Here is a 23,955-nt window from a genome sequence, read left to right as displayed (position 1 = left end):
CCCCTAATCTTTTTTCAATATAGACTTCTTAAATAGAAGATGTAATATGACATCTTTATTATAAGGTGTTTTGCTTTTTTTACAAAATATAGACATTTCACCTATACTTTCCGCATTTGTCCTACATACAGTGTACTATCCCATTTTTTATCCCACTCTTAACGTATATGAAAATGAAAAAATCGAAAAGGAGCGGAGAAACATGAATTATATAGAAAATAATGGATTGTATTATCGAAATCATCATGGTGGGCACAATCATAACGGTGGACATCATCACCATGGAGGACACAATCACTATGATCACCATCATCATCACGGAGGCGGATGGGGCTGGGGTGGTGGTAGTTCATGGGGAGGCGGATTTTTCCCTGGAAGCTTTGCAGGAGGAGTGTTAGGCGGACTGACAGCTGGTGCATTAACAGGTGCAACAAGTGGAGGGTATTATCCCGCTCCATATCCAGTAGCTTATCCATCACCATACCCTGTAACGTATCCAATGCCATACCCAGGTTATCAGCAAATACCATATTCGTATTAAACTAAAAAAGAGGCTATCCTCTTTTTTAGTTTAATACGGTATTTATTTATAAAATACTTCCAAAATTAAGGTGAAAATATGTTAATATTTTGTTATTGTAATTCAAAAACATATACATTGATGTAGAGTTTTATATTATTATTCGTGAATAGTTATGTAGTATGCTCTAATTTCTATTTCGTTATTAAAAACAAAGAGATCAGATGTGAGTGGTATTAGTTGGAAACAAGGCTTGCATAGAGACACTTAAAGGGATTGCAGTATAATAAGGCGCGAAATAATTAGGGAGATGAGAAGCTACTATTTATAATTAGAACGGTATAATATTGCTTTTTATTACAAATAATATTATGTTATTTTAATCGGTCTATTCAAAAAGATAATTTATGTAATGGGCTAGTATTAGAAAATGAAATATCTCTATTTCTATGAAGAGAAACAGGTTGTGTTTTAGTCAGATAGAAGCAAGGAGAGATGCGCATGCTAGAACAGAGAGGTCATGCATTATATGACTCTTCATTGCGAGATTTAAAGTTAGCATTAGATGAGTCTTCAATTGTTGCAATTACAGATCGAAAAGGTCTTATTACATATGTAAATGATAAATTTTGTGAAATCTCTAAATACAAAAGAGAAGAATTAATTGGAAAAGATCACCGTATTTTAAATTCAGGACATCATCCAAAAACCTTTTTTCAAGATTTATGGAAACGTATTTTGAATGGGAAAGTATGGACAGGTGAGATTCGGAATCGAGCAAAAGATGGTACATATTATTGGGTCAAAACAACAATTGTTCCATTTTTAAATGAAAAAGGAGAGCCATACCAATTTATCGCAATTCGAAATGATATTAGTAGTAGAAAAGAAGCGGAACATAGATTGCGGCTAAGTGAAAGTCGTTATAGGGAACTTGCCTATCATGATGCTTTAACGAGTTTGCCTAACCGTTTACAATTAATAACGACCGTTAACGAATTGATTGCAGATAAAAAAGAATTTGGTATGATTTACTTTGATTTGGACCGTTTTAAATTAGTAAATGATACATTAGGTCATATGATAGGGGATTTACTTTTAAGCGAAGTTGCTTCAAGGTTGCATTATGTACTAGGAGAGAAAGATGTTCTGGCTAGGCTAGGTGGCGACGAATTTGTGCTGTTAACAAAAAATCATAGACAAGATGATATGAGTCAGTTAGCGACATCTGTGTTGTCATGTTTTCAGGCACCATTTATGCTGGAAGGCCATGAAGTATACATTTCAGCTAGTCTAGGACTTTGTTCTTATCCACAAGACGGACAAGATGTGGAAACGTTATTGAAAAACTCTGACTTAGCTATGTATAGTGCAAAAGAACAGGGGAGAAACGCTGCGTGTTTCTTTACAGATGAGCTACGCGCGAAAATAAATCGTAGAATGAAAGTTGAGTTTGCTTTGCAAAAGGCAATTCGTGATGAAGAGTTAGATGTAGCATTGCAGCCTATTATTGATTTGAAAACGAAGAGATATTCTGGTATAGAAGCTCTAGTACGTTGTATGACAGAAGACGGACCTATTTCACCAAGCGAATTTATCCCTGTAGCTGAAGAGTCTGGACTTATTATAAAACTAGGAGACTGGGTATTAGAAAAATCATGTCGCTTGTTTAAAACATTGCCGAATTATCAAGAAGGACTAAAGTTATCTGTGAATTTATCTATACAACAATTAATGCAGAAACGTTTTATTTTATCAGTACGTAGCATTTTAAAGAGAACTGGCTTTCCTCCGAACCGTTTAATATTAGAAATAACGGAAAGCATTGCAGTCCGTCATTTTGATTATATTATTGCTACATTACAAGAATTAAGAAATATGGGTGTTTTAATTGCTTTGGATGATTTCGGGACTGGCTATTCTTCCTTATATTATTTAAAACAACTACCACTGGATATTGTAAAAATTGATCGTAATTTTATTCGTGAATTTCATTATGATCACGCACAACCAGAACGAACGATTGTAAAATCCGTTATTGAAATTGCTCATAGTTTAAATTTAGCAGTAGTTGCTGAAGGAGTTGAAACAGTAGAGCAAGAGAGTTTGTTACAATCAATGAGCTGTGATTATGTACAGGGATTTTATTATGCGAAACCTTTATCTGTAGGAGAGCTAAAAGAAAAGTTAATTACAGATTTTTAATAAAAAAGAGAAGCCAGCAGCTTCTCTTTATTTAATCCGTTTTTTGTGAGTCTTTCATTAGTACTGGATAAAGAATAAGACCTAATACGAACAATCCAATTCCTAAGAAGAATGTTTTTAAATCAGCAGTTCCCGTTTTGATAACCCAAATGGAGTATATTAACGCTAATGTCGTAATGATTCCATCTTTTACTCGAGATCCTGGCAGTATATCATACGTTTCTCCTGTAATAACTAATTTTAATTGGTACAAGGTAGAAACAAGGTATGGAATTAAATAGGCTAATGTTGCTACGACGATAGCGAAACTATACGCTTCTGAAACAGTACCAGAAATCGTTGAAAATAAGAAAATTTGCGTCATTACATTTGTAATCAATAGTGATTTTGAAGGACTACCTTTTTTATTTGTTTTCCCGAAAAACTTAGGGAAAAGTCCATTTTTTGCTGCCTGGTAAGGTACTTCTGAACTAACAACAATCCAGCCAACTGTAGATCCAAATAAAGATATAAGAGCGAGTAAAGCCATTATATATGCACCTTTATTTCCAATTGCTAAATTTAATGCGTCTACTAATGGTTTTTGAGACTCTTTTAAAGCATCTTGCGGAAGAGCTCCCATTGTAAGTAAAGTAATTGACATGTAAATAAGAAGAGCGATAATTAATCCGAAAATCGTAGCTTTTTTTACATCGCGCTGTGATTTTGCACGATTAGAAAGCATAACTGCTGATTCAATACCGATAAATGCCCAGAGTGTTGCAATAGCAGCTGAATTGATTTGTCCACCTAATGAGATTGATTGTCCTGCTTCATTCATAAAGGTTTGACCGTCTCCGAAATTAGAGGCGTTGAAAATGAATAATGTAATTACAATAAACATTGTAAATCCGATAATTTTTGCAATGGTAGCAAGTAGATTCATGTTTCCAGCTCGATCAATATTTTGAGAAAGAATATATTGAATTCCCCACAGCATAAGGCTACATACGAGGAAAGTTAATCCTTTTCCGAGTTCCAGTGAAAATCCATTTATTGAAAAAAGAATTTGCTTACTTTGTAAAACTGGAAAGAATGTTGATAAATATCCAGCAAAGGAAATAATAACAGATGCTGTTGCAGCCCAGTTAGCAGCCCAATATCCCCATGCCATACTATATCCTGCAACTTTACCAGCTTTTTTTGAAGGAAACATCGCTTGAGCATAGCTTTGTGGTCCAGCTTTTAATTCTGGTTTCCGAATCGCTAAATTTCCAAATACAAGTGCAATCATAAATACGCCAAGGCCTGTAATACTCCATGCGAGTGTAGAACCCATTGGCCCTGATACTTGTGCTAAATTTGCTGGAAGCATAAATACGCCACCGCCAACCATATTCCCGATAACAAATGCTGTTAAAACCCATAATCCCCATTTTTTCGTTTCCATTTTTGTTAACTCCTTTGTAGTAAGTTTTGCTTAAACATCATTTTTTACTAGCTTTTTGACAATAAAAAAAGAGCCATGTAGATAAAAAAATACCTACATGGCTCTTTCGCCAAAGCGTAGGTACAACGGGAATAACCCTTGTACCTACGCGTAATTTTTCCGCTAGGTTTCAAGGGTTACGTATGATGATGATGTTTTTGTGCAAATGTAACTACAGTTGTTGTATAAGTAAGCATAGTTCTTTGCTCCCTTTCTCCTCTGATTTTGAAGTTAGTATACTACATGTTTTTTTGAATGAAAAGAAAAATATAAAAATTTTTATAAAAATACGTTTTAAAGATTAAATATTTACCTATATTTTTCTTGTACTGGAAAATAAGTGAGAGATTGGCAGAAGAGTGAAGCATGTTATAATACATATAGAATTAGAAGGTGACAAGGGGCTATTGTAGATGATGAGTAAGTATGAACAAATTTATACAGAAATCAGTAAATCTATTGATAATAAACAATTAAAAGAGGGATGCAAAATCCCATCAGAAACAGAATTAATGAAGCAGTATGAGGCAAGCCGAGGCACGGTAAGAAAAGCTGTAGATTTACTGCAAGAGCGTGGATATGTGCAAAAAATTCATGGGAAAGGTGTTTTTGTTTTAAAGCGAAAAAATATTGAATTTAATTTTGGCGGTATTGTAAGTTTCCAAGAAGAAAATGAACGTTTAGGACGTCATTGTATTACGGAAGTTGTGGAAATGGACAAAGAAAAAGCCACAAAAGACATTGCGAAATTATTAAATGTAAAAGAAAAAACAGAGATTGACCATATTAAACGTGTACGAAATATTGATGGAGAAAAAGTAATTTTAGATATAAATCATTTTGTATCTGAGTTTATTCCAGGATTAACGAAAGAAATTGCAACTGCATCGATTTATAAATACATCGAGAAAGAGCTTGGGCTACATATTAGTTATTCGCAGAGGGTAATAGAAGTACAGCCATGTACAGAGGATGACAGAAAGTATTTAGATTTAAATGGAACAGACTATGTTGTCGTTGTGAAAAACTTTACACATTTGTATGATGGAAGTCAGTTTGAATATACAGAATCACGCCACCGTTTAGATATTTTTCACTTTTCGGATGTGGCACGCAGGAAGTAAAGAGGTGGAACAAAATATTGTTTCATCTCTTTTTTTTATAAAAAAAACACAAACTCGTATATACGAGTGTTGACTAACTTATATATACGAGTTAATATGTAATTGTAAACGGTATCAAAAAAAGAAAAGAGGGACGGGAATATGGGGAAAGACTATCGTAAAACAGCAGAGGAAGTGTTGCAGTATATTGGTGGGAAAGACAATATTGAACAAGCTGCACATTGTGTGACGAGGCTCCGTATCGCTTTAAAAGATGAAAGTAAAATAGATAATGATAAATTACAGTCTGTTTCATTAGTGAAAGGAGCGTTTCATAACGCTGGTATATTTCAAATTGTAATTGGTCCAGGGGATGTAGATCGTGTTTACGCTGAATTGATAACGCTTGCAGGTATGAAAGAATCGACTGTAGCGGACGTAAAAGACTCTGGAAATCAGAAGTTAAATCCAGCTCAAAAGTTTGTGAAAATATTTTCGGATGTATTTATGCCGATATTACCAGCGATCGTAACAGCTGGTTTACTAATGGGTATTAACAATCTATTAGGCGCAAAGGACTTATTTTTTGATGGGAAAAATTTATTAGATGTTTATCCGAACTTAGGCGGGCTTTGGGATTTAATTAATATGATGGCCAATACAGCATTCGTATTCTTACCAGCACTTGTCGGTTGGTCAGCAACGAAGCGTTTTGGTGGTAGTCCAATACTAGGGATTGTTATGGGATTAATGCTTGTGCACCCGGCCTTATTAAACGCTTGGGACTATGGAAAAGCAGCGACTGGTTTAGAGGGTCAAAAGATTGAGTACTTCAATATTTTAGGACTATTCCAAATTGAGAAGGTAGGATATCAAGGACAAATTTTACCCGTTTTAGTAGCAGCATTTGTATTAAGTAAAGTGGAAATTTTCTTAAAGAAACATGTACCAAATGCAATTCAATTATTAGTTGTACCAATTACAACAATCGTTGTGACAGGTGTGTTAGCACTAGGAATTATCGGTCCGGTTACACGTCATATTGGAGATTTATTAACAGTAGGATTAGTAGGTGTATATGAAACAGTACCAGTAGTTGGAGCAGTATTATTTGGAGCGTTATATGCACCGCTTGTAATTACAGGTATGCATCATATGTTTATTGCAATTGATTTACAATTGATTGCACAACATGGCGGGACATTTATTTGGCCGATGATCGCTCTTTCTAACATTGCGCAAGGTAGTGCGGCACTTGCGATGTTCTGGATTTCTAAAAATCAAAATGATAAAAGTATGGCATCAACATCAGCCATTTCAGCATACTTCGGTATTACAGAACCAGCGATGTTTGGGGTGAATTTACGAAATAAGTTCCCGTTCTATGCAGCGATTATAGGGTCTGCTGTGGCAGCGATATTCATTACATTAAATGGTGTATTAGCGCCTGCTATCGGAATTGGCGGATTGCCAGCATTTATTTCTATCATTCCGAAATCGATTCCAATGTTTATTGTAGGAATGATTATTGCAGTTGTAATCCCGTTTACTTTAACATGGTTATTTGCAAAAAGAGTCAAACAGAAGTAGGAGGAAGTTAAACATGAAGGATTGGCATAAAAGTGTAGTCTATCAAATTTATCCGAAGAGCTTTAATAGTTATTACAATAGAGAAACCGGGGATATAAAAGGTGTTACAGAGAAACTAGATTATTTAAAAGAACTCGGAGTGGATTATATATGGTTAACACCGATATACCAATCACCACAAAATGATAATGGATATGATGTAAGTGATTACTACAGCATTGATCCATCTTACGGAACGATGGAAGAGTTTGAAGAACTTTTAGCAGAAGCGAAAGTACGTAACATTGAGATTATGCTTGATATTGTTGTAAATCATAGTTCGACTGAACATAAGTGGTTTAAAGAAGCGAAAGAAGATAAAAATAGTCCATATCGTAATTACTATATTTGGCGTGATGAAAAAAATAATTGGCAGTCTAAGTTTGGTGGATCTGCTTGGAAATATGATGAGAAGACGGAGCAATATTATTTACATTTATTTGATGAAACACAAGCTGATTTAAATTGGGAAAATGAAAAACTTCGTGAAGAAGTATATGATATGATGCGTTTTTGGCTGGATAAAGGAGTAACAGGATTCCGACTAGATGTCATTAACTTAATTTCAAAAGACCAATGTTTCTTAAACGATGAAGGTAGTACTGCGACAAGTGATGGACGCAAGTATTATACAGATGGTCCGCGTGTTCATGAATATTTACAAGAGATGAGCCGAAATGTTTTTGCAGGAAAAGATGTCATTACAGTTGGAGAAATGTCATCTACGACAATTGATAATTGTATTAAATATTCTAATCCTGAGCGTAATGAATTAAGCATGACGTTTAGTTTCCATCATTTAAAAGTAGACTATCCGAATGGTGATAAGTGGACGAAAGCAGAGTTTGATTTTATTAAATTAAAAGAGATTATGTCTAGCTGGCAAATTGAAATGCAAAAGGGCGGAGGATGGAATGCGTTATTTTGGTGTAATCATGATCAGCCTCGCATCGTGTCACGCTTTGGTGATGATGGAAAGTACCGAAACGAATCTGCAAAAATGTTAGCGACAGCCATGCACATGCTGCAAGGAACGCCTTATATTTATCAAGGGGAAGAAATCGGTATGACGAATCCTAAATTTGAGTCCATCGAGCAATATCGTGATGTGGAATCGTTAAATATATACGATATAAAGCTAAAAGAAGGGCTATCAAAAGAAGAGATTATAGGGATTTTAAAGCAAAAATCTCGTGACAACTCCCGTACTCCAATGCAGTGGAATGAAGAGGTGAACAGTGGCTTTACAACAAGTACACCTTGGATTTCAGTGGCTGAAAACTTTAAAGAAATAAACGTAGAGAAGGCATTAGAAGATAAAGAGTCCGTATTTTATCATTATAAAAAGTTAATAGAACTTAGAAAAACGTATGATGTTCTTACAGAAGGAGAATATGCTATTTTGGATGAAAATCATCCTAAGATTTGGGCATATACACGTACTGTAAATGATGAGGTATTACTTGTTATCAATAACTTCTATGGAGAAGAAATAACGTACTCTGTACAAGCGCACGTTCAATTAGATGGAATGAAACAAGAAGTACTACTGTCGAATTATAAAGATGCCAGCAAGGATATTGCAAAACTTAACTTAAGACCATATGAATCAATTGTGTATCGATATACGAAATAAAAAGGTTGTATGCCCATGCGGCATACAACCTTTTATTTTAGGACACCACTGTACAAAATGTTTACCTCTACCTCAGGTTTGAATTTTACTTTTGCATAATCTTTATTCCAATTTTTCTTCTTCCATAAGTCAGGGTGATAGGCGATAAGGTGTCTGCCGATACCGAAAGCATCACAGTTTGCTTTTTGTAACTTTTTCGTTATCTTTTTAGCTTCTTTCGTAAGTTGTGTAGACAATTCTTTATTTAGTTTTTTTCTTTCATCCATTTTGTAAAGATTATCTCTCGGAGCTTCAAGCGCTATAACTTTTAGTTGGAGCTTAATGTGAGCATAAACATTTCCTTTTTTATCTGTTGTTATTTTTAAGTCGCGTTTTAACTTTCGATTGCTAATTTCCATTGTTAAATAATCAGATGTTTTCTCTGATTCATCGCTAGTAAGCTTTTGGGTTATACGGGCACTTGTTCCCATTTTTCCAGTTAATAATACGAATAAAACAGATTGTTTCAAAGGTAAATGCCCAGTTAATTTATCATTATTAAATAAAGCTAGACCGTTTGTAATCACTTCTTTTCCTTTTATTTTTATAGAAGGGAGGGTAAAGTCTTTACCGGGATCTAACATTTTTGTAGAAGCTGTTTCTAAAGTTTCTTTTGGAAACACACTCATATCTTCTAAACTTTTCACTTTTTTCTTTAGAAAATCTCCAATTAGTAAATTTCCTACTTTCTTTTTTTCTAGTATCTCGGATGTTTCACCATCTACTGCAATAAGTTTTACTAAAGCAGTTGGGTTTGTTGGGTCCCGAAAGCTGACATCTAAATAAGGTAATATACCTTTTTTTAGGATTTTGGTTCCGAGTAATTGAACGCCATATTTAAAATAGCGAATATTCCCAGTCACATTTTTTTTAAGGGCATCGCTTGTATCCCTTATGTTATGCCCGTTTGCTGAATGTATTTCATTTTCGAATGAAGATTGCTCGCCGCTTGAACTTTTTACGAGTTCAAGCGTTTGCTGAAGTTTATTCTCTTCCGTAATATCATAACCAATGCTATAAGCTAATCTGGCTTCTCTTAATGGCTCTTGATCCCAACAGCCAGAAAGGAGGGAACTAGTACATAATATAAAAAGTAATTTAACTCTTTTTTGGAACATAATGTTCTCCTTTCTTATTTCTTATTACTGAATAAAGTAGAAATAAAAGAGGGAGGACAACGATGAAAATATACGTGAACTTATCAGTGAAAGTTGAAATTACTTTTAATTCTTCAGGTGTATCTATAAATAAGGCTACACTAAAAGCAATAATACCGACGATTGGAACAGCTTTTTTATGATTAGCAAGATTGAATATATGCCCAACTCCGATTGAAGCAGCGCAATAATAACTAGCAATAGAAGCCACAACTGTTATCATCCATATTGGTATAAATAGTAAATCAGTCCGGTCTATAATCCCGATATGTAAGGAGCGTAATAAGTAAGCAACTGGTTCTGGAATAAGCTCGATTTGTTTTGGGCTAAATACGATATAGCAAATCCAAACAGTAAAAGTATAAAAAAGAGTTACAAATCCGTTAGCGATAGAAATTGCCTTCAGTTTTGCCACAGAACTCCCGTTTACTTTTGGGAAAGCGATAAGAATGATTTCAAAACCATACATAGCTGTAATTGTTTCTTTGGATGCTTGAATAATATTCCACCATCCAGCTTCTGTAATTGGAAAAATATAAGAAAAGTCAGCCCGTGAGAGCCCAAGTCCAATTAAAAGTGCCATTGGGAAAATAAGAATAGAAGCCATGACATAAAATCGTACAATTACTTTAAATGTATTATAGGCTACATAGCAACAAGCTATTGTAAATAGGATGAGAATGGCAGACCAAGGAGTGGCTTGTAATATCCAAACTTTAATGACATTACAAGCATTCAACATAACCGTCATACCAATAAGCGTAAAATAAAAAACATAAGCAAAACCTAATAGTTTTCCAAACTTATTACCAAATAGCATACAAACACTTTCATACATATCTGCATCAGGAAATCGTTTTAAAAAAAGCCACATAAGTAAAATAATAAGCTGAATTGCAAGCCCGGCGATGAGAGCAGAAATCCATCCGCCACCTTTTGCTATCGGGTGAAGACGGTTAGGTAGAGAAAGGATACCAACTCCGATTTGGCATTGAATAACGAAAAAGGTAAATTGAACGAGCGAAATTTTACTTTGCGTGTTTGTCACCGTCCTCATCCTCTCTCGTTACATGTTGTCGTTGCATTTTTTTCGGTTTTGGATCATGTGGTCGTTCCCAAAACGACCAAATTGGAAGTCTTACAAAAGAATCTTTCATATCTTTTATCCGCATCGGGGCAACAGGAGAAAGATATGGCGTATGAAATGAATGTAATTGACATAAATGAACGAAAGTTATAATGAGACCGAATGATATTCCGACGTATCCGAATATAGCAGCAAGAATCATTAATGGAAAACGAAGAATTCGAACTGCTGAACTCATATCGTTTGATGGAACGAGAAAAGATGAGATTGCAGTTAAAGCTACAACGATAATCATTGTGTAAGAAACGAGTCCGGCTTTTACAATCGCATCACCAATTACTAAACCACCTACAATACCGATTGTTTGTCCAACTCGGCTTGGTAAGCGAATACCAGCTTCCCGTAATAATTCAAAGATTAATTCCATTAAGAGAGCTTCAAAAATAGGAGGAAGTGGTACTTTCTCTAATGAAGCTTTAATTGTATACACAAGTTCGAGCGGCAATACATCAGGATGGAAGGCTACGGTTGCGATATATATAGCTGGTAAGAGAAAGGCAATCAAGAAGCTTACTAGGCGAATCATTCGGACGAAAGAACCAACAATCCAGCGGTTATTATAGTCATCTGGTGATTGGTAAAAAGCAAATAATGTAACAGGAACGATAAGAGCTGTTGGATCTCCATCAGATAAAATAGCAACTCGTCCTTCCATTAAATTTGCTGCGACTCTATCTGGACGCTCTGTATTTAATTGCTGCGGAAATGGTGAGAAAGACGTATCCTCTATAAATTCTTGTATATATCCTGGAGGCATAAGTGCATCTGTCTTAATCGTTTCTAACCTTCTTTTTACCTCTGTAACTAAATCGTCATTCGCTATGTTTTGCATATAAGCAATTGCCACTTTCGTATGCATTTCTTCACCAAGTGTGAAATATTTAATGACGACATGTGGACTTTTTATGAGTTTGCGAATGGAAGCTAAATTGGTTGCTAAGTCTTCTACAAAACCAGTATGCGGTCCACGGACAATTCCTTCATTATCAGGTTCTGCTATATCTCTCTTTAAGGATAGAGCTGTTTCGAAAATACAAAAACTGTCGACGTGTTCATGAAAATATAAGGATTTACCTTGTAATAAAAGCTGCACACCATAATTTAAATTCGTTTCTTTTTTCATATTTAATGTAGAAAAAGCTTTATCTATAGCTAAGTCTGACCGTGTCAATAAAGGCTCAAGAGCTAACTGATGAATTAGATTTGGATCTGCTAAAGATTCGATATATAAGATTATTCCTTTTCCGTTTTGAAAAGGGAGATCTAATTTTTTTATATCATCAGAATGAGAAAGTTTATTTTCAATGTAACTAATGTTCTCCGGAAGTGATGGAAACATATGCTTTTGTTTTTTACTCTCTTGTTGTTCTTTTTTCTCTGTCATAATTTCCACCTCTTTTAAAGTGCAATTGTTTCTGTTAATTTTTGTCGTTTGTGAGAAATTTATGCTTGAATTATTTTTTAAAAAGAGGGTTGAAGGTTACGTTACATTGTCTTTTGTGCATTATTCAATTTCATAGCAGTACTTCTAACATTTGTGTCGAATTAAGAAGATATATAGGAGGGATATATATGGAAATAGCTGTAGAACGTGTTTTTACGAAAGAGATTTTAAAAAGAGCAGCGAATTTGTTTCATGTAACAGTAGAAGAAAAGCCACTTGGAGATTTTGAGAATTATATTTTTAAGGCGAAGGGTGATAATGATGAAGATTACGTATTACGTTTAACACATTCTTCTCATCGTTCTAAACAAGAGGTAGAGGCTGAACTAGATTTTTTACGATATGTTGCGGAGAATGGGGCAAAGGTAGCAGGACCTCTTTATTCAACGTCTCGAAATCTCGTAGAAGAAATCGTAGCAGAGGATGGGACTTTCTTTTTCGCTTCTTTATTTATATATGCAAAAGGTGAGCAAGTAAAAGGAGCAGAATCGCCTTATTGGGGAGATGCTTATTTTGAAGCGTGGGGAAAAGCGATTGGGCAACTGCATCGCCTTACAATGGATTATCCTAAAACAGACTACCGTGATACGTGGGAAGAAGACGAAAGTGGAATTGTTAATGAATTAGAAGATGGTCAAGTGAAAGAGATTGCAGCGGTATTAATGGATGAAATTAAGGCTCTTCCAGTTGAAAGAGAAACGTTCGGTCTTATGCACGGTGATATTCATCAAGGTAATTTTCATTATGATGGTAAAGAGCTAACAATCTTTGATTTTGATGATGCTGCTTATAATTACTTTATACATGATTTAGCGATGGTTTTATACTACTCTGTTCTATTTACACCGTGGACAGCAGAAGAGAAGACAGATTTTGCTCGTAAACAGTTACAAGTGTTACGAAAAGGATATGAGTATGAGCACAGGCTGGCGGATAGTTGGTATGAATCGTTACCACTATTTTTACGTTTACGTGATATAGGTTTATATGGAACGCTTCAAAAGAAGTTTAAAGGGAAAGATATGCCTGATAACTTCTTGAAATTATCAGAAGAGCTATACGAAAGAATTATTAAAAGAGAAGCAATTGTGAATATATAATACATTTAGTTCAAAACAAAGTATATAAAACAAATATATACTTTGTTTTTTTATACAAAAATATGTTTACTTTATTAAAATAATATTGTCCTAGATTCGGTATGCACTTATAATTTTATATATATTCTGAATATTCTTTATAAAGAAGGAGGGGGAATGTTGGAAACTTTCGTAAATTGGTTAAATAATATTGTTTGGAGTCCAGCACTTGTTTATTTATGTTTAGGAGTAGGTTTATATTTTTCTATTCGAACGAAGTTTTTACAAGTAAGGCACGTAGGAGAAATGGTGAAGCTGACATTTCAAGGAGAAAAATCAGAGGCTGGTGTTTCTTCATTCCAAGCGTTAGCACTTTCGTTATCAGGACGTGTTGGAACAGGAAATATCGCTGGGGTAGCAACAGCCGTTGCATTCGGTGGACCAGGAGCTGTATTTTGGATGTGGGCAGTAGCCTTTTTAGGAGCAGGATCAGCTTATGTAGAATCAACACTCGCGCAAATATATAAGACGAAACATCAAGGACAATTTCGTGGTGGACCTGCTTATTACATTGAAAAAGGTTTAGGTGTGAAATGGTATGCTTTAGTATTCGTTGCAGCGACAATTCTTGCAACGGGGCTTTTACTACCAGGTGTGCAAGCAAATAGTATTGCTGTAAGTTTAGAAACTGCTTTTGGTATTAATACTACCGCATCAGGGGCTATATTAGTTGTCGTATTAGCTCTTATCATTTTCGGTGGAGTAAAGCGAATTGTTAACGTAGCGCAAGTTGTCGTACCGTTTATGGCAATAGGCTATATTTTAGTAGCTTGCGTCATTGTTGCTATGAATATTGAAAAATTGCCAGAAGCATTTATGTTAATTATAAGAAGTGCATTTGCATTAGAAGCTGCTTTCGGTGGTATTATCGGTTTAGCAATCTCTTGGGGGGTAAAACGTGGTATTTATTCCAATGAAGCAGGACAAGGGACTGGACCACACGCAGCAGCAGCAGCCGAAGTATCACATCCAGCTAAGCAAGGTTTAGTGCAAGCATTTTCCGTTTACATTGATACATTATTTGTTTGTTCAGCAACAGCATTTATGATGATTATTACAGGCATGTATAACGTATTTGATGCAAGCGGAAAAAACTTTATCGTTAATAAACTAAATGGTGCTCAGCCAGGACCAGGATATACACAGGCGGCGGTAGAATCTGTTTTTCCTGGATTTGGAAACGGTTTCGTTGCAATCTCGTTATTATTCTTCGCGTTTACAACAATTATGGCGTATTACTACATTGCAGAAACGAATATTGCATACTTAAATCGTGATAAAGACCGTCCTTGGATGTCTATGGTACTAAAGTTTGTATTTTTAGGAGCTGTATTCTATGGCTGTATAAAAACAGCAGCAACAGCTTGGGCTTTAGGCGACATTGGGGTAGGAATTATGGCATGGGTAAATATCATTGCGATTTTACTATTACAAAAACCTGCATTAGTCGCATTAAAGGATTATGAAAAACAGAAAAAAGAAGGAAAAGATCCAGTATTCGATCCAGGGCCATTAGGAATTAAAAATGCTGATTTTTGGGAGCATGAATACGGGAAAGATAAGAAAGAAGAAGTATCTTAACAGAATAGAAATGAAGAAGCAAAGGGGAAACCCTTTGCTTTTTTTTATGGACAAATTGAAGCTAAAAGTTATTTTTGGGACTATTTTTGAATATAAAAAGAATGTACATGCATTGTTAGGGGAAGGGGGAGTATGTTGATAGAATTTCGTAATGTAAATAAATATTATGGTAACTTTCAAGTTTTGAAAAATATTAATGTGCAAGTGAAAAAAGGGGAAGTGGTAGTAGTTGTCGGGCCTTCAGGATCAGGAAAAAGTACATTGCTTCGATGTATAAATCAATTAGAGGCAATTACAGATGGAGAATTAATTGTACAAAATACAGAGGTACACAATAAAAAAACGGACATGAATGAATTGCGGCGAAATATTGGGATGGTCTTTCAACATTTTTATTTATATCCACATAAAACGGTTCTTCAAAATATTACATTAGCACCGATTAAAGTAAATAAAGTTTCCAAAGAAGAAGCAGAGAAAACAGCAATGTTTTATTTAGAGAAAGTAGGAATCCCGGAGAAGGCTAACGTATATCCGCATCAATTATCCGGAGGACAACAGCAACGGGTGGCAATTGCTAGAGGACTTGCGATGCAGCCGGAAATTATGCTATTTGATGAGCCTACGTCTGCTCTTGATCCAGAGATGATCGGGGAAGTACTTGATGTTATGAAAACGCTAGCTAAAGAAGGGATGACGATGGTCGTTGTCACGCATGAAATGGGATTTGCGCGAGAAGTAGCTGATCGGATTTTATTTATGGATGATGGTGAGATCATTGAGGATACAACACCGGCGCAATTTTTTGCGAGTCCTGAACAAGAAAGAGCACGTTTATTTTTAAGTCGAGTGTTAAATCATTAAAGGAGGAATTTTATGCTTAAAATGAAAAAGTTGTTCACCTTAATTGTATTTTCATGTTTATTCGTACTTGTCGTTGCTGGGTGCGGAAGTAAAAAAGATGAGGCGAAAGAAACGAATACGAAGCAAGGCGGGGCCGTTGAGCAAATTAAGAAGCGCGGGAAACTAGTAGTTGGGGTGAAGAATGATACGAACTTATTTGGATTGAAAAACCCTTCCACAGGGCAGGTAGAAGGATTTGATGTTGATGTTGCAAAGGCGCTTGCGAAAAAAATCCTCGGAGATGAAAAGAAACTAGAATTAAAAGAAGTAACGTCTAAAACGCGTATTCCACTCCTGAAAAACGGTGACATTGATGCAATTATCGCAACAATGACAATTACGGAAGAACGTAAAAAAGAGGTTGATTTTTCAGATGTATATTTTAAAGCAGGGCAGTCGTTACTCGTGAAAAAAGGGAGCAATATTAAAAGTATTGATGATGTGAAAAAGGGTGTGAAAGTGTTAGCCGTAAAAGGTTCAACATCGACAAATAACATTCGCCAAAAATCACCGGAAGCGACTGTTTTAGAATTTGAAAATTACAGTGAGGCATTTACGGCGTTAAAAGCAGGAAAAGGTGATGTTTTAACGACAGATAATGCAATTCTTTACGGCATGGCAAAACAAGATTCAAATTATGAAGTTGTAGGGAAAATTTTTACGGATGAACCATACGGAATTGCAGTGCAAAAAGGTGCAGATGATTTGACGAAAGAGATTAATAGCTTACTAAAAGATATGAAAGCGAATGGAGAATACGATAAATTGTATGAGAAATGGATTGGTCAAAAACAAGAGAAGTAAAGTGAAACTCTAATTAGTGGGGCTTTATTCTTATTGAAGAGTAAGAGGATGAGGGATGCTCATCCTCTTCTTGTAAAGAAAGAGGGGAGAATATGTGCCTGATTTTTCTATACTAACGAATAACATTGATATGTATTTAGAGGGCTTTAAATATACAGTGATGTCTAGTGTAATTGCATTAATAGGAAGCTTTATTTTAGGAGTAATTTTGGCGGTAATGCGTATTGCACCGATTCGCATTTTAAATTGGTTGGGAGCTGCTATTGTAGAATTTGTAAGAAATATTCCGCTCGTATTAATTGCATTTATATTTTATTTCGCTTTACCTGTAGTAGGAATTACTTTAAATGGTTTTGTAGCAGGAACAGCTACGCTTACCGTATATACGGCAGCTTTTATTGCTGAAGTCATTCGCGCTGGTATTTTATCAGTTGCGAAAGGGCAAATGGAAGCTGCTCGCTCTTCAGGGCTAACGTATGTGCAGGCGATGTATTATGTTGTGTTACCCCAAGCTGTGAAAATTGTAATTCCCCCTTTAGGAAACCAGTTTCTCAATTTAGTTAAAAACTCCTCAATACTTGGAATTATCGCTGGTACGGATTTAATGTATCAAGGAGATTTAATTTCAACGAAGACATTTGTTACGTTCGACGTCTATATATTTGTCGGGATGTTTTATTTAATATTAACAATTCCGCTCAGTATGCTAGTGCGTTATTTAGAAAAACGCTTAGCAAAGGAGGCGGTATAAATGGATTTTAAGGGAGCAATTACAGGAGATCATATTCTCTTTTTATTAAAAGGATTACTTATAACGTTAGAGGTAGCGCTCGTAGCAATTATACTTAGTTTTATTATTGGTAGCGTAATAGGAATATTGCGCTACATGAAAATCCCTGTCGTCTCACAAATATTAGGAATTGTCGTTGAAGTGATTCGAAACTTACCACTACTTTTAATTATATTTTTCACGTATTTTGCACTTCCAGAAGCAGGATTGAAATTAGAAATTATAACAGCTGTAATTGTTGCTTTAACAATATTTGAAGCAGCAATGATATCTGAAATTGTTCGAAGTGGCCTATTATCTATTGAAAAAGGACAGATTGAGGCCGCAAGATCTTCAGGATTAACGTATGTTCAAGCACTTTGGCATATTATTTTACCGCAAGCATTAAGAAGAATGGTCCCGCCGCTTGTTAGTCAGTTTATTTCATTGCTGAAAGATACATCACTAGCAGTCGTTATATCACTGCCAGAGCTTATGCATAATGCTCAAATTATTAGCGGACAAAATGTGAATTATACGATTCCAACGTTTATAGTAGTAGCTTGTATGTATTTTATCGTAAATTATAGTTTATCAATTTTATCGAGAAGGTTAGAACTCCGTTGACTCTTACAATATATGTAAGGGTTTTTTCCTTGTTTCTCCTTATTTTCCTCTAAATAGAATCTAAATCTTGCAATAATTCGATTTTTTATATTATTTTATCAGAAAAGTTTTAATTTTATATAGAAAATGTAATCGCTTTCGTGTATATTTTTATTATCAGAAAATTTTAACAAGATATAGGGGTATTGGTAGGGGGAGGATTTAGATGCAGCAACCAACGAATGAGAAATTACATCGTACGATGAAGAGTAGACATTTATTTATGATCGCACTAGGTGGTGTAATCGGAACTGGTTTTTTCTTAGGTTCAGGTTACACCATTAATCAGGCTGGACCAGGGGGAGCCATCCTTTCATATTTAGTAGGCGGATTTATTATGTATTTAACAATGCTTTGTCTTGGAGAGTTAACGGTAGCAATGCCAGTTTCAGGTTCTTTCCAAAAGTATGCGACGAAGTTTATTGGACCAGGAACAGGCTTTATGATTGGCTGGCTATATTGGCTTGGCTGGGCAGTAACAGTAGGATTAGAATTAACGTCAATCGGTTTAATGATGAAAAGATGGTTTCCGAATGTTGATGTTTGGGTATGGTGCCTTGTATTCGGCGTTATTTTATATGCTTCAAACGCAATTTCGGCGAAAAGTTATGCTGAATTAGAATTTTGGTTCTCTAGTATTAAAGTAATTACAATTCTTGCATTTGTTGTTCTTGGTGGTAGTGCATTATTAGGGTTTATATCATATGACGGAAAAGAAGCAGCACCTCTTTTCTCTAACTTTGTAAGTGATGGTGGATTATTCCCGAATGGACTAGCTGCTGTATTACTTACAATGATTACAGTTAACTTCTCGTTCCAAGGAACAGAGTTAATCGGGATTGCAGCGGGAGAAAGTGAAAATCCAGAAAAAACAATTCCACGTGCGATCCGTAATACAGTATGGCGCATTATGTTATTCTTCATTTTAACAATGACGATTTTAGTAGGATTAATTTCTTGGAAAGAAGCAGGCGTAATTGAAAGTCCATTCGTAGTCGTATTTGATAAAATTGGTATTCCATACGCAGCTGATATTATGAACTTCGTTATTATTACTGCGTTATTATCTGTAGCGAACTCTGGATTATATGCAGCGACGCGTATACTATGGTCACTTGCAAATGAAGGAATGGCACCAACTTCCTTCCAGAAAGTAAATAAGCGTGGTATTCCAATTACAGCGCTAGTTGTAACGATTGCTGTAGCTGGCCTTTCTTTATTCACAAGTTTCCTTGCAGAAGATACAGTATACATGTACTTATTATCTATAGCTGGTTTATCGGCTGTTTCAAGTTGGATCATTATTGCTCTATCGCAACTTCGCTTTAGAAGTCAGTATATAAAAGGCGGAGGAAAGTTAGAGGACTTAAAGTATAGAACACCACTATACCCAATTGTCCCGATTTTAGCCTTAATTACAAATAGCATTGTTGTTATTAGTTTAGCGTTTATTCCTGAACAAAGAATGGCGTTATACTGTGGTATTCCATTTATCATTTTCTGCTATATATATTATTATATTAGTAAGAAACGGCAGAAACCGATGAAAGTGGAGATGGAAAAAACAAATGAAACTAACAATCAAACACGATGATATAGAAGCAGATTTATCGTATGGTCAATTAGCGATTGGAAAAGAAAACGGGTATTCACCGTTACAATTACTCATTTCTTCTATCGCAGGATGTAGTGCAATTGTCTTTCGAACAATTTTAGAAAAGAAACGTATTACATATGATACGTTTACAATCGAAACTGAAATTGGTAGAAGTGAAGCTTTATCGAAGCCAGTTGAAAGTGTTCATTTGCACTATAAAATTAAAGCAGAAAACATTACAGAAGAGCAGCTGGACAAGGCGCTGCAACTTGCAGTGAAAAATTGTACGATTGTTCAATCTGTAAAAGATAGTATAAAGGTTACGGAAACAATTGAATTAATAAAGTGAAACTGTAATCAGTGGGAGTGTTTATCCCCCACTGATTACTAGTTGAACCAATCGGGCTTTTACGGGCAGTTGATCTCCTATTTCACTTCTTTGCTTTACAGCAGAATTTTGAGATAGGGATCTTACTGCCCGTTAATGCGGGATAAAATGAAACATAAAAACGTGAGAATACGGCTCTCACGTTTTTATGTTTTTAATAAAGGGAGAAAGTATGATGGAATGTTTAGGTTGTAAATTAGCAAACGAAGAGGAAAAAATATATAAAATATATGAAGATGACTATGTAACATGTTTTTTAGATCATGAACCTTTCTATACAGGACATACTTTAATTGTGCCAAAGCAACATGTTGTAGAAGTAGACGAATTAGATGATGTTGTAGCAAAATCCATTATGGATGCTTCTAAGCTGATTGCAAAAGCGATTAAGGTATTATATAAACCTGACGGAATTACGATTTGTCAAAATGGTGGAATCTTTAATGAACTTACGCACTATCATATGCATGTTGTACCAAGATATAAAGAGCGTTCATTTGCTGAGTTTTATACGGTACAATCGGGAGAAAAGAAGAATCATAATTTGGAAGAAATAAAGACGTTGTTAAAAGAAGAGATAGAGAAAATACTGCACACTAAAAAGGCGTAAGAGAATTTCTCTTACGCCTTTTTAGTCTTCATACATACTTAAAACTTCTTTCGCACGCATACGTAAACCATCTATCAATTCTGTCGGTTCTAAAACTTTTGCATCTTTTCCGAGTCTATAAAATAAAGGGGTAATAAAATTGATTTCTCCTTTATCAATTGTTGAATTTATATATCCTGTCCCATCCTCGTTTATTATAACGAATTCCTCAAGATAAGGGACGCTTTTACATTGGCGTACGCCTTCTGTTGTCAGTAAAACATGTAACTGAGTAGGGATGTGTACTACGTTAGAGTTAGAGGCAAACCACTCTTCTAAATTCATGAATGTATCCTCATTTTCTTCCGTTGATAATATGGAAAGAATACGATCGATGCGATACAGTAATACTTTTTTTCTACTGAAGTCATAGGACGGTAAATACCATAGCCCGTCATGAGCATATACACCGATAGGATGAACGTGTTTTGTTTTTAACCCCGATTTAGATTCGTATTGAAAGTGTAAATTTTTATTTTCAATAGCCGCGGTTAACACTTCGTTTAAAAGAGGTGTATCAATTGTGCGCTTAGGATTCCAAAAAGCGATGTAAGAACGTATTTTATCAACTTTCGTTTTTGCATCATGTTGTAGGGAGCTATACAGTTTATGTGTAACGGAATTGATTTCTGTGTTAAAAGGTAAGTCGCGATAGTAACTTAAAGATTGAAAAGCAAAAAAGATAGAGACTGCTTCTTCTTCCGTAAATAAAATAGGCGGAATTACTCTATTCGTTAATACTTTATAGCCGCCGTTACGACCTTGTTCTGCGTAAATGGGCAACCCCATATCACTTAAATCTAAAATGTATCTATGGACAGTACGAACGGAGATATTAAATTCATCAGCTATTTCTTGCGCTGTAAATGTCTTTTTGGCAGAAGCAAATATAAGAATATCTAATAAGCGTTTAGCTTTTGACAAATGTATCACCTTTTTTCTTTTTAACATGACATAAATTGTCATGTTTTATTGTTAGTATATTGTTTACATCATATGTTATCAAGATGAGATGCAAGGAGGAAAAGATATGTCACGTGAAATAGTTTTATTTATTGCGGCGAGCTTAGATGGATATATTGCGAAAGAAAATGATGATTTAGAGTGGTTAATGGAAACAGAAGGAGAGGGAGATAACGGTTATACAGAAATGTATGAAACAATTGATACAATAATTATGGGAAAGAAAACGTACGACTATGTAGTAGAGCATACGGAAACATTCCCGTACTTAGATAAATCATGTTATGTTTTTTCTCGTTCAGAAAAAGGTTCAGACGGAAACGTAGAGTTTGTAAATGAAGATGTAGTGGAGTTTACAAAAAGGTTAAAAGCAAAAGAAGGATCTAAAATATGGATGGTTGGTGGAGGAGAGCTACTGAGAGAATTCTTTAAGAATAATCTAATTGATGAATATGTTGTTACGATTACACCGCATATATTAGGTTCTGGAGTTCCGTTATTTCAAGACAAGAACCCAGAAATTAATTTAACTTTGACGGATACGAAACGTTTTGGGCAATTTGTAAATTTATATTATAAAGTAAAATGATAAAGTGAAACTTTAATCAGTGGGGGTTTTGTTCATCTCCCACTGATTATTAGTTGAACCAATCGGGCTTTTACGGGCAGTTGATCCCCCACCTAACTTCTTTGCTTCCGCTGAATTTTGATGTAGGGGTCTTACTGCCCGTTAATGCGGGATAAAGAAACACGACTACTGATGGTAGTCGTGTTTCTTTACAGATGGTAATGAAATGATAAAACAAGATCCATGATCAACTTCACTCGTGACAGTAATCGTCCCGCCGTGTAGCTCTACAATTTCTTTCACGATAGATAGTCCTAAACCAGTTCCACCTGTAGCTCGTGATCTTGCTTTATCGACACGGTAAAAGCGGTCAAAAATGTGAGGGAGGTCTTCAGGTGGAATACCTTCGCCTTCATCTTCAATTGCAATGGAAATATGTTTATGTTCTTCTGTAACAGAAATGTTTATATGAGAATGCTCTTTTGAATGTCTATAAGCGTTATTTAAAATATTCACCACAACTTGTTCGAATCGTTGTTCATCTAAGTTTACTAGCAGTGTAGGAGGACAAGAGAAAGAAACTTTACTGTACCTTTCTTTATACATGGCGTTTACTTTTTCACATATACGCGTAAGGAAGGTGTGTAAATGCACTTCCTTTACTTGAATAGAAAAGTTATGTTGTTCCATTTGTGCAAGTGAAAATAAATCTTGAACTAAGTTTGTAATGTAATCAGACTCATCTTTTATAATTGATAAATATCGCAAACGTTGTTCAGAAGGGGTGCTTTCTTTTAAAGCAATGTCAGCATAACCTCTTACGTATGTTAACGGTGTTCGTAATTCGTGAGCAACACTTGCTAGAAATTCACTTCGCTCTGTTTTCATATAATGCAAATCATTTGCGAGCGTTTGAATAGATGATGCCAGTTCACCAATTTCATCATTACGAGTAGTCGTTAACGAAACGGACAAATCGCCTTTACTCATTTTTTCAGTTGCATGTTTCATGTGTAACAATGGTTTTGTTAATAAACGTGATAATAGGAAAATTGTGATGACTGTGAGTAGAAATGTGATGGCACCAGCAATAATGAATTGTTTCGTTAATCCATTAACTAACTTTTCAATTGATTCTGTTCCAAGAAACATGTACACATAGCCTTCATGTTTTCCATCTACTACAATGGGGCTAACTGTACATATATAATTAGATGTTTTCCAATGATTTTCTATAATCGCTCCATTATGGTCTGTTCGAGTTTGCATTTTACTAATATGATCGTTTATAGTCGTGTTTATTTCGTTAGATTTAGCTAGTATTTCTTTATTTGCATTTGTAATAACGACAGTTGTTTCAGCTTCAGATTCCATTAATGCTACGTGAGAGATGGTTTGCTCATCGTAATATTTTTCAAGTACATCTCGATGACTATTTCCTCGCTTTAATAAAGCTGTCATTTCTTCATTTACTCTAGTGTTTACAAGACTATAATAGAGCAAAATAAAGAGAACACTTTCAATTAAAAGTGTAACAATTAAAAAATAAAATCCGAATTGAATTGAAATTCGTTTCATCG

At 35.2% G+C, this 23,955-nt stretch carries 20 protein-coding genes and 1 pseudogene; 15 read left to right on the top strand and 6 right to left on the bottom strand.

All coding sequences use genetic code 11. From position 1 onward, the window contains the following. The first annotated feature begins 202 nt into the window (after positions 1 to 202). On the top strand, positions 203 to 541 hold the full coding sequence (locus ACTFRU_RS25455) for a hypothetical protein (RefSeq protein WP_001106382.1): 339 nt from the start codon (positions 203 to 205) through the stop codon (positions 539 to 541). Between the two features lie 480 nt (positions 542 to 1,021). Further along, positions 1,022 to 2,725: a putative bifunctional diguanylate cyclase/phosphodiesterase gene (locus tag ACTFRU_RS25450; RefSeq protein WP_000893345.1), complete on the top strand. Its 1,704-nt coding sequence runs from the start codon at positions 1,022 to 1,024 to the stop codon at positions 2,723 to 2,725. Positions 2,726 to 2,756: 31 nt separating this feature from the next. Here the strand turns inward: ACTFRU_RS25450 and ACTFRU_RS25445 are convergent, their stop codons facing one another. Continuing rightward, positions 2,757 to 4,154 (bottom strand): amino acid permease, encoded by a 1,398-nt coding sequence (locus tag ACTFRU_RS25445; RefSeq protein WP_000448447.1) that lies wholly within the window; start codon positions 4,152 to 4,154, stop codon positions 2,757 to 2,759. A 452-nt stretch (positions 4,155 to 4,606) separates the two neighbouring features. On the opposite strand from ACTFRU_RS25445, the gene treR reads away from it, so the two are divergent. From treR to treC, 3 genes are all read left to right on the top strand, one after another. Further along, positions 4,607 to 5,317 (top strand): trehalose operon repressor, encoded by a 711-nt coding sequence (treR, locus tag ACTFRU_RS25440; protein WP_000987240.1) that lies wholly within the window; start codon positions 4,607 to 4,609, stop codon positions 5,315 to 5,317. Between the two features lie 141 nt (positions 5,318 to 5,458). Further along, entirely contained in the window at positions 5,459 to 6,886 is a 1,428-nt protein-coding gene (gene treP / locus ACTFRU_RS25435; protein WP_000513935.1) for a PTS system trehalose-specific EIIBC component, read from the top strand. Positions 6,887 to 6,899: 13 nt separating this feature from the next. Continuing rightward, a complete protein-coding gene (gene treC, locus ACTFRU_RS25430) occupies positions 6,900 to 8,561 on the top strand; it encodes an alpha,alpha-phosphotrehalase (RefSeq protein WP_025710089.1) in 1,662 nt (553 codons plus the stop codon). A gap of 32 nt (positions 8,562 to 8,593) precedes the next feature. Here the strand turns inward: treC and gerKC are convergent, their stop codons facing one another. The 3 genes from gerKC to gerKA are packed head-to-tail and all read right to left on the bottom strand — an operon-like array spanning position 8,594 to position 12,288. Then, on the bottom strand, positions 8,594 to 9,718 hold the full coding sequence (gene gerKC / locus ACTFRU_RS25425; protein ID WP_000486849.1) for a spore germination protein GerKC: 1,125 nt from the start codon (positions 9,716 to 9,718) through the stop codon (positions 8,594 to 8,596). After that, positions 9,699 to 10,805, bottom strand: coding sequence for a GerAB/ArcD/ProY family transporter (locus ACTFRU_RS25420; RefSeq protein WP_000185774.1), 1,107 nt, complete (start codon positions 10,803 to 10,805; stop codon positions 9,699 to 9,701). Before ACTFRU_RS25420 ends, gerKC begins: the two co-directional genes overlap by 20 nt. Further along, the gene (gene gerKA, locus ACTFRU_RS25415; RefSeq protein ID WP_000136667.1) at positions 10,786 to 12,288 is read right to left on the bottom strand and encodes a spore germination protein GerKA; all 1,503 of its coding nucleotides are present in this window, start codon (positions 12,286 to 12,288) and stop codon (positions 10,786 to 10,788) included. Before gerKA ends, ACTFRU_RS25420 begins: the two co-directional genes overlap by 20 nt. A 188-nt stretch (positions 12,289 to 12,476) precedes the next feature. Between gerKA and ACTFRU_RS25410 the strand changes: the two genes are divergently transcribed. The 9 genes and pseudogenes from ACTFRU_RS25410 (at position 12,477) to ACTFRU_RS25370 (ending at position 20,805) form a co-directional block, all read left to right on the top strand. After that, a complete protein-coding gene (locus tag ACTFRU_RS25410; RefSeq protein ID WP_000401644.1) occupies positions 12,477 to 13,448 on the top strand; it encodes a phosphotransferase enzyme family protein in 972 nt (323 codons plus the stop codon). Positions 13,449 to 13,607: 159 nt separating this feature from the next. Then, positions 13,608 to 15,068, top strand: coding sequence for an alanine/glycine:cation symporter family protein (locus tag ACTFRU_RS25405; protein WP_000447396.1), 1,461 nt, complete (start codon positions 13,608 to 13,610; stop codon positions 15,066 to 15,068). Further along, positions 15,013 to 15,932, top strand: a pseudogene (locus ACTFRU_RS25400) (amino acid ABC transporter ATP-binding protein). The gene ACTFRU_RS25405 and the pseudogene ACTFRU_RS25400 overlap by 56 nt, the downstream one beginning before the upstream one ends. Before the next feature lie 12 nt (positions 15,933 to 15,944). Beyond that, positions 15,945 to 16,775, top strand: a complete 831-nt coding sequence (glnH, locus tag ACTFRU_RS25395; RefSeq protein WP_000916488.1) for a glutamine ABC transporter substrate-binding protein GlnH — start codon at positions 15,945 to 15,947, stop codon at positions 16,773 to 16,775. A 94-nt stretch (positions 16,776 to 16,869) separates the two neighbouring features. Further along, entirely contained in the window at positions 16,870 to 17,526 is a 657-nt protein-coding gene (locus tag ACTFRU_RS25390; RefSeq protein WP_001112676.1) for an amino acid ABC transporter permease, read from the top strand. Continuing rightward, positions 17,527 to 18,171, top strand: a complete 645-nt coding sequence (locus ACTFRU_RS25385; protein ID WP_000345965.1) for an amino acid ABC transporter permease — start codon at positions 17,527 to 17,529, stop codon at positions 18,169 to 18,171. Between the two features lie 205 nt (positions 18,172 to 18,376). Then, positions 18,377 to 19,804 (top strand): amino acid permease, encoded by a 1,428-nt coding sequence (locus ACTFRU_RS25380; RefSeq protein ID WP_001187097.1) that lies wholly within the window; start codon positions 18,377 to 18,379, stop codon positions 19,802 to 19,804. After that, positions 19,779 to 20,156 (top strand): OsmC family protein, encoded by a 378-nt coding sequence (locus ACTFRU_RS25375; RefSeq protein ID WP_000778831.1) that lies wholly within the window; start codon positions 19,779 to 19,781, stop codon positions 20,154 to 20,156. Before ACTFRU_RS25380 ends, ACTFRU_RS25375 begins: the two co-directional genes overlap by 26 nt. A 187-nt stretch (positions 20,157 to 20,343) precedes the next feature. Continuing rightward, positions 20,344 to 20,805, top strand: a complete 462-nt coding sequence (locus ACTFRU_RS25370; protein ID WP_162840096.1) for an HIT family protein — start codon at positions 20,344 to 20,346, stop codon at positions 20,803 to 20,805. Positions 20,806 to 20,826: 21 nt separating this feature from the next. On the opposite strand, the gene ACTFRU_RS25365 is transcribed toward ACTFRU_RS25370, so the two are convergent. Further along, positions 20,827 to 21,810, bottom strand: coding sequence for a helix-turn-helix transcriptional regulator (locus tag ACTFRU_RS25365; protein ID WP_171009799.1), 984 nt, complete (start codon positions 21,808 to 21,810; stop codon positions 20,827 to 20,829). A 64-nt stretch (positions 21,811 to 21,874) separates the two neighbouring features. On the opposite strand from ACTFRU_RS25365, the gene ACTFRU_RS25360 reads away from it, so the two are divergent. Then, positions 21,875 to 22,396, top strand: coding sequence for a dihydrofolate reductase family protein (locus ACTFRU_RS25360; RefSeq protein ID WP_000085783.1), 522 nt, complete (start codon positions 21,875 to 21,877; stop codon positions 22,394 to 22,396). Between the two features lie 165 nt (positions 22,397 to 22,561). Here the strand turns inward: ACTFRU_RS25360 and ACTFRU_RS25355 are convergent, their stop codons facing one another. Beyond that, entirely contained in the window at positions 22,562 to 23,953 is a 1,392-nt protein-coding gene (locus ACTFRU_RS25355; RefSeq protein ID WP_006918010.1) for a sensor histidine kinase, read from the bottom strand. Positions 23,954 to 23,955: the final 2 nt, after the last annotated feature.

It is taken from the genome of Bacillus cereus group sp. MYBK220-1 (genome assembly GCF_051916445.1).
GTDB classification, from domain to species: Bacteria; Bacillota; Bacilli; order Bacillales; family Bacillaceae_G; genus Bacillus_A; species Bacillus_A cereus.
This window is presented reverse-complemented; position numbering and strand designations above follow the sequence as displayed.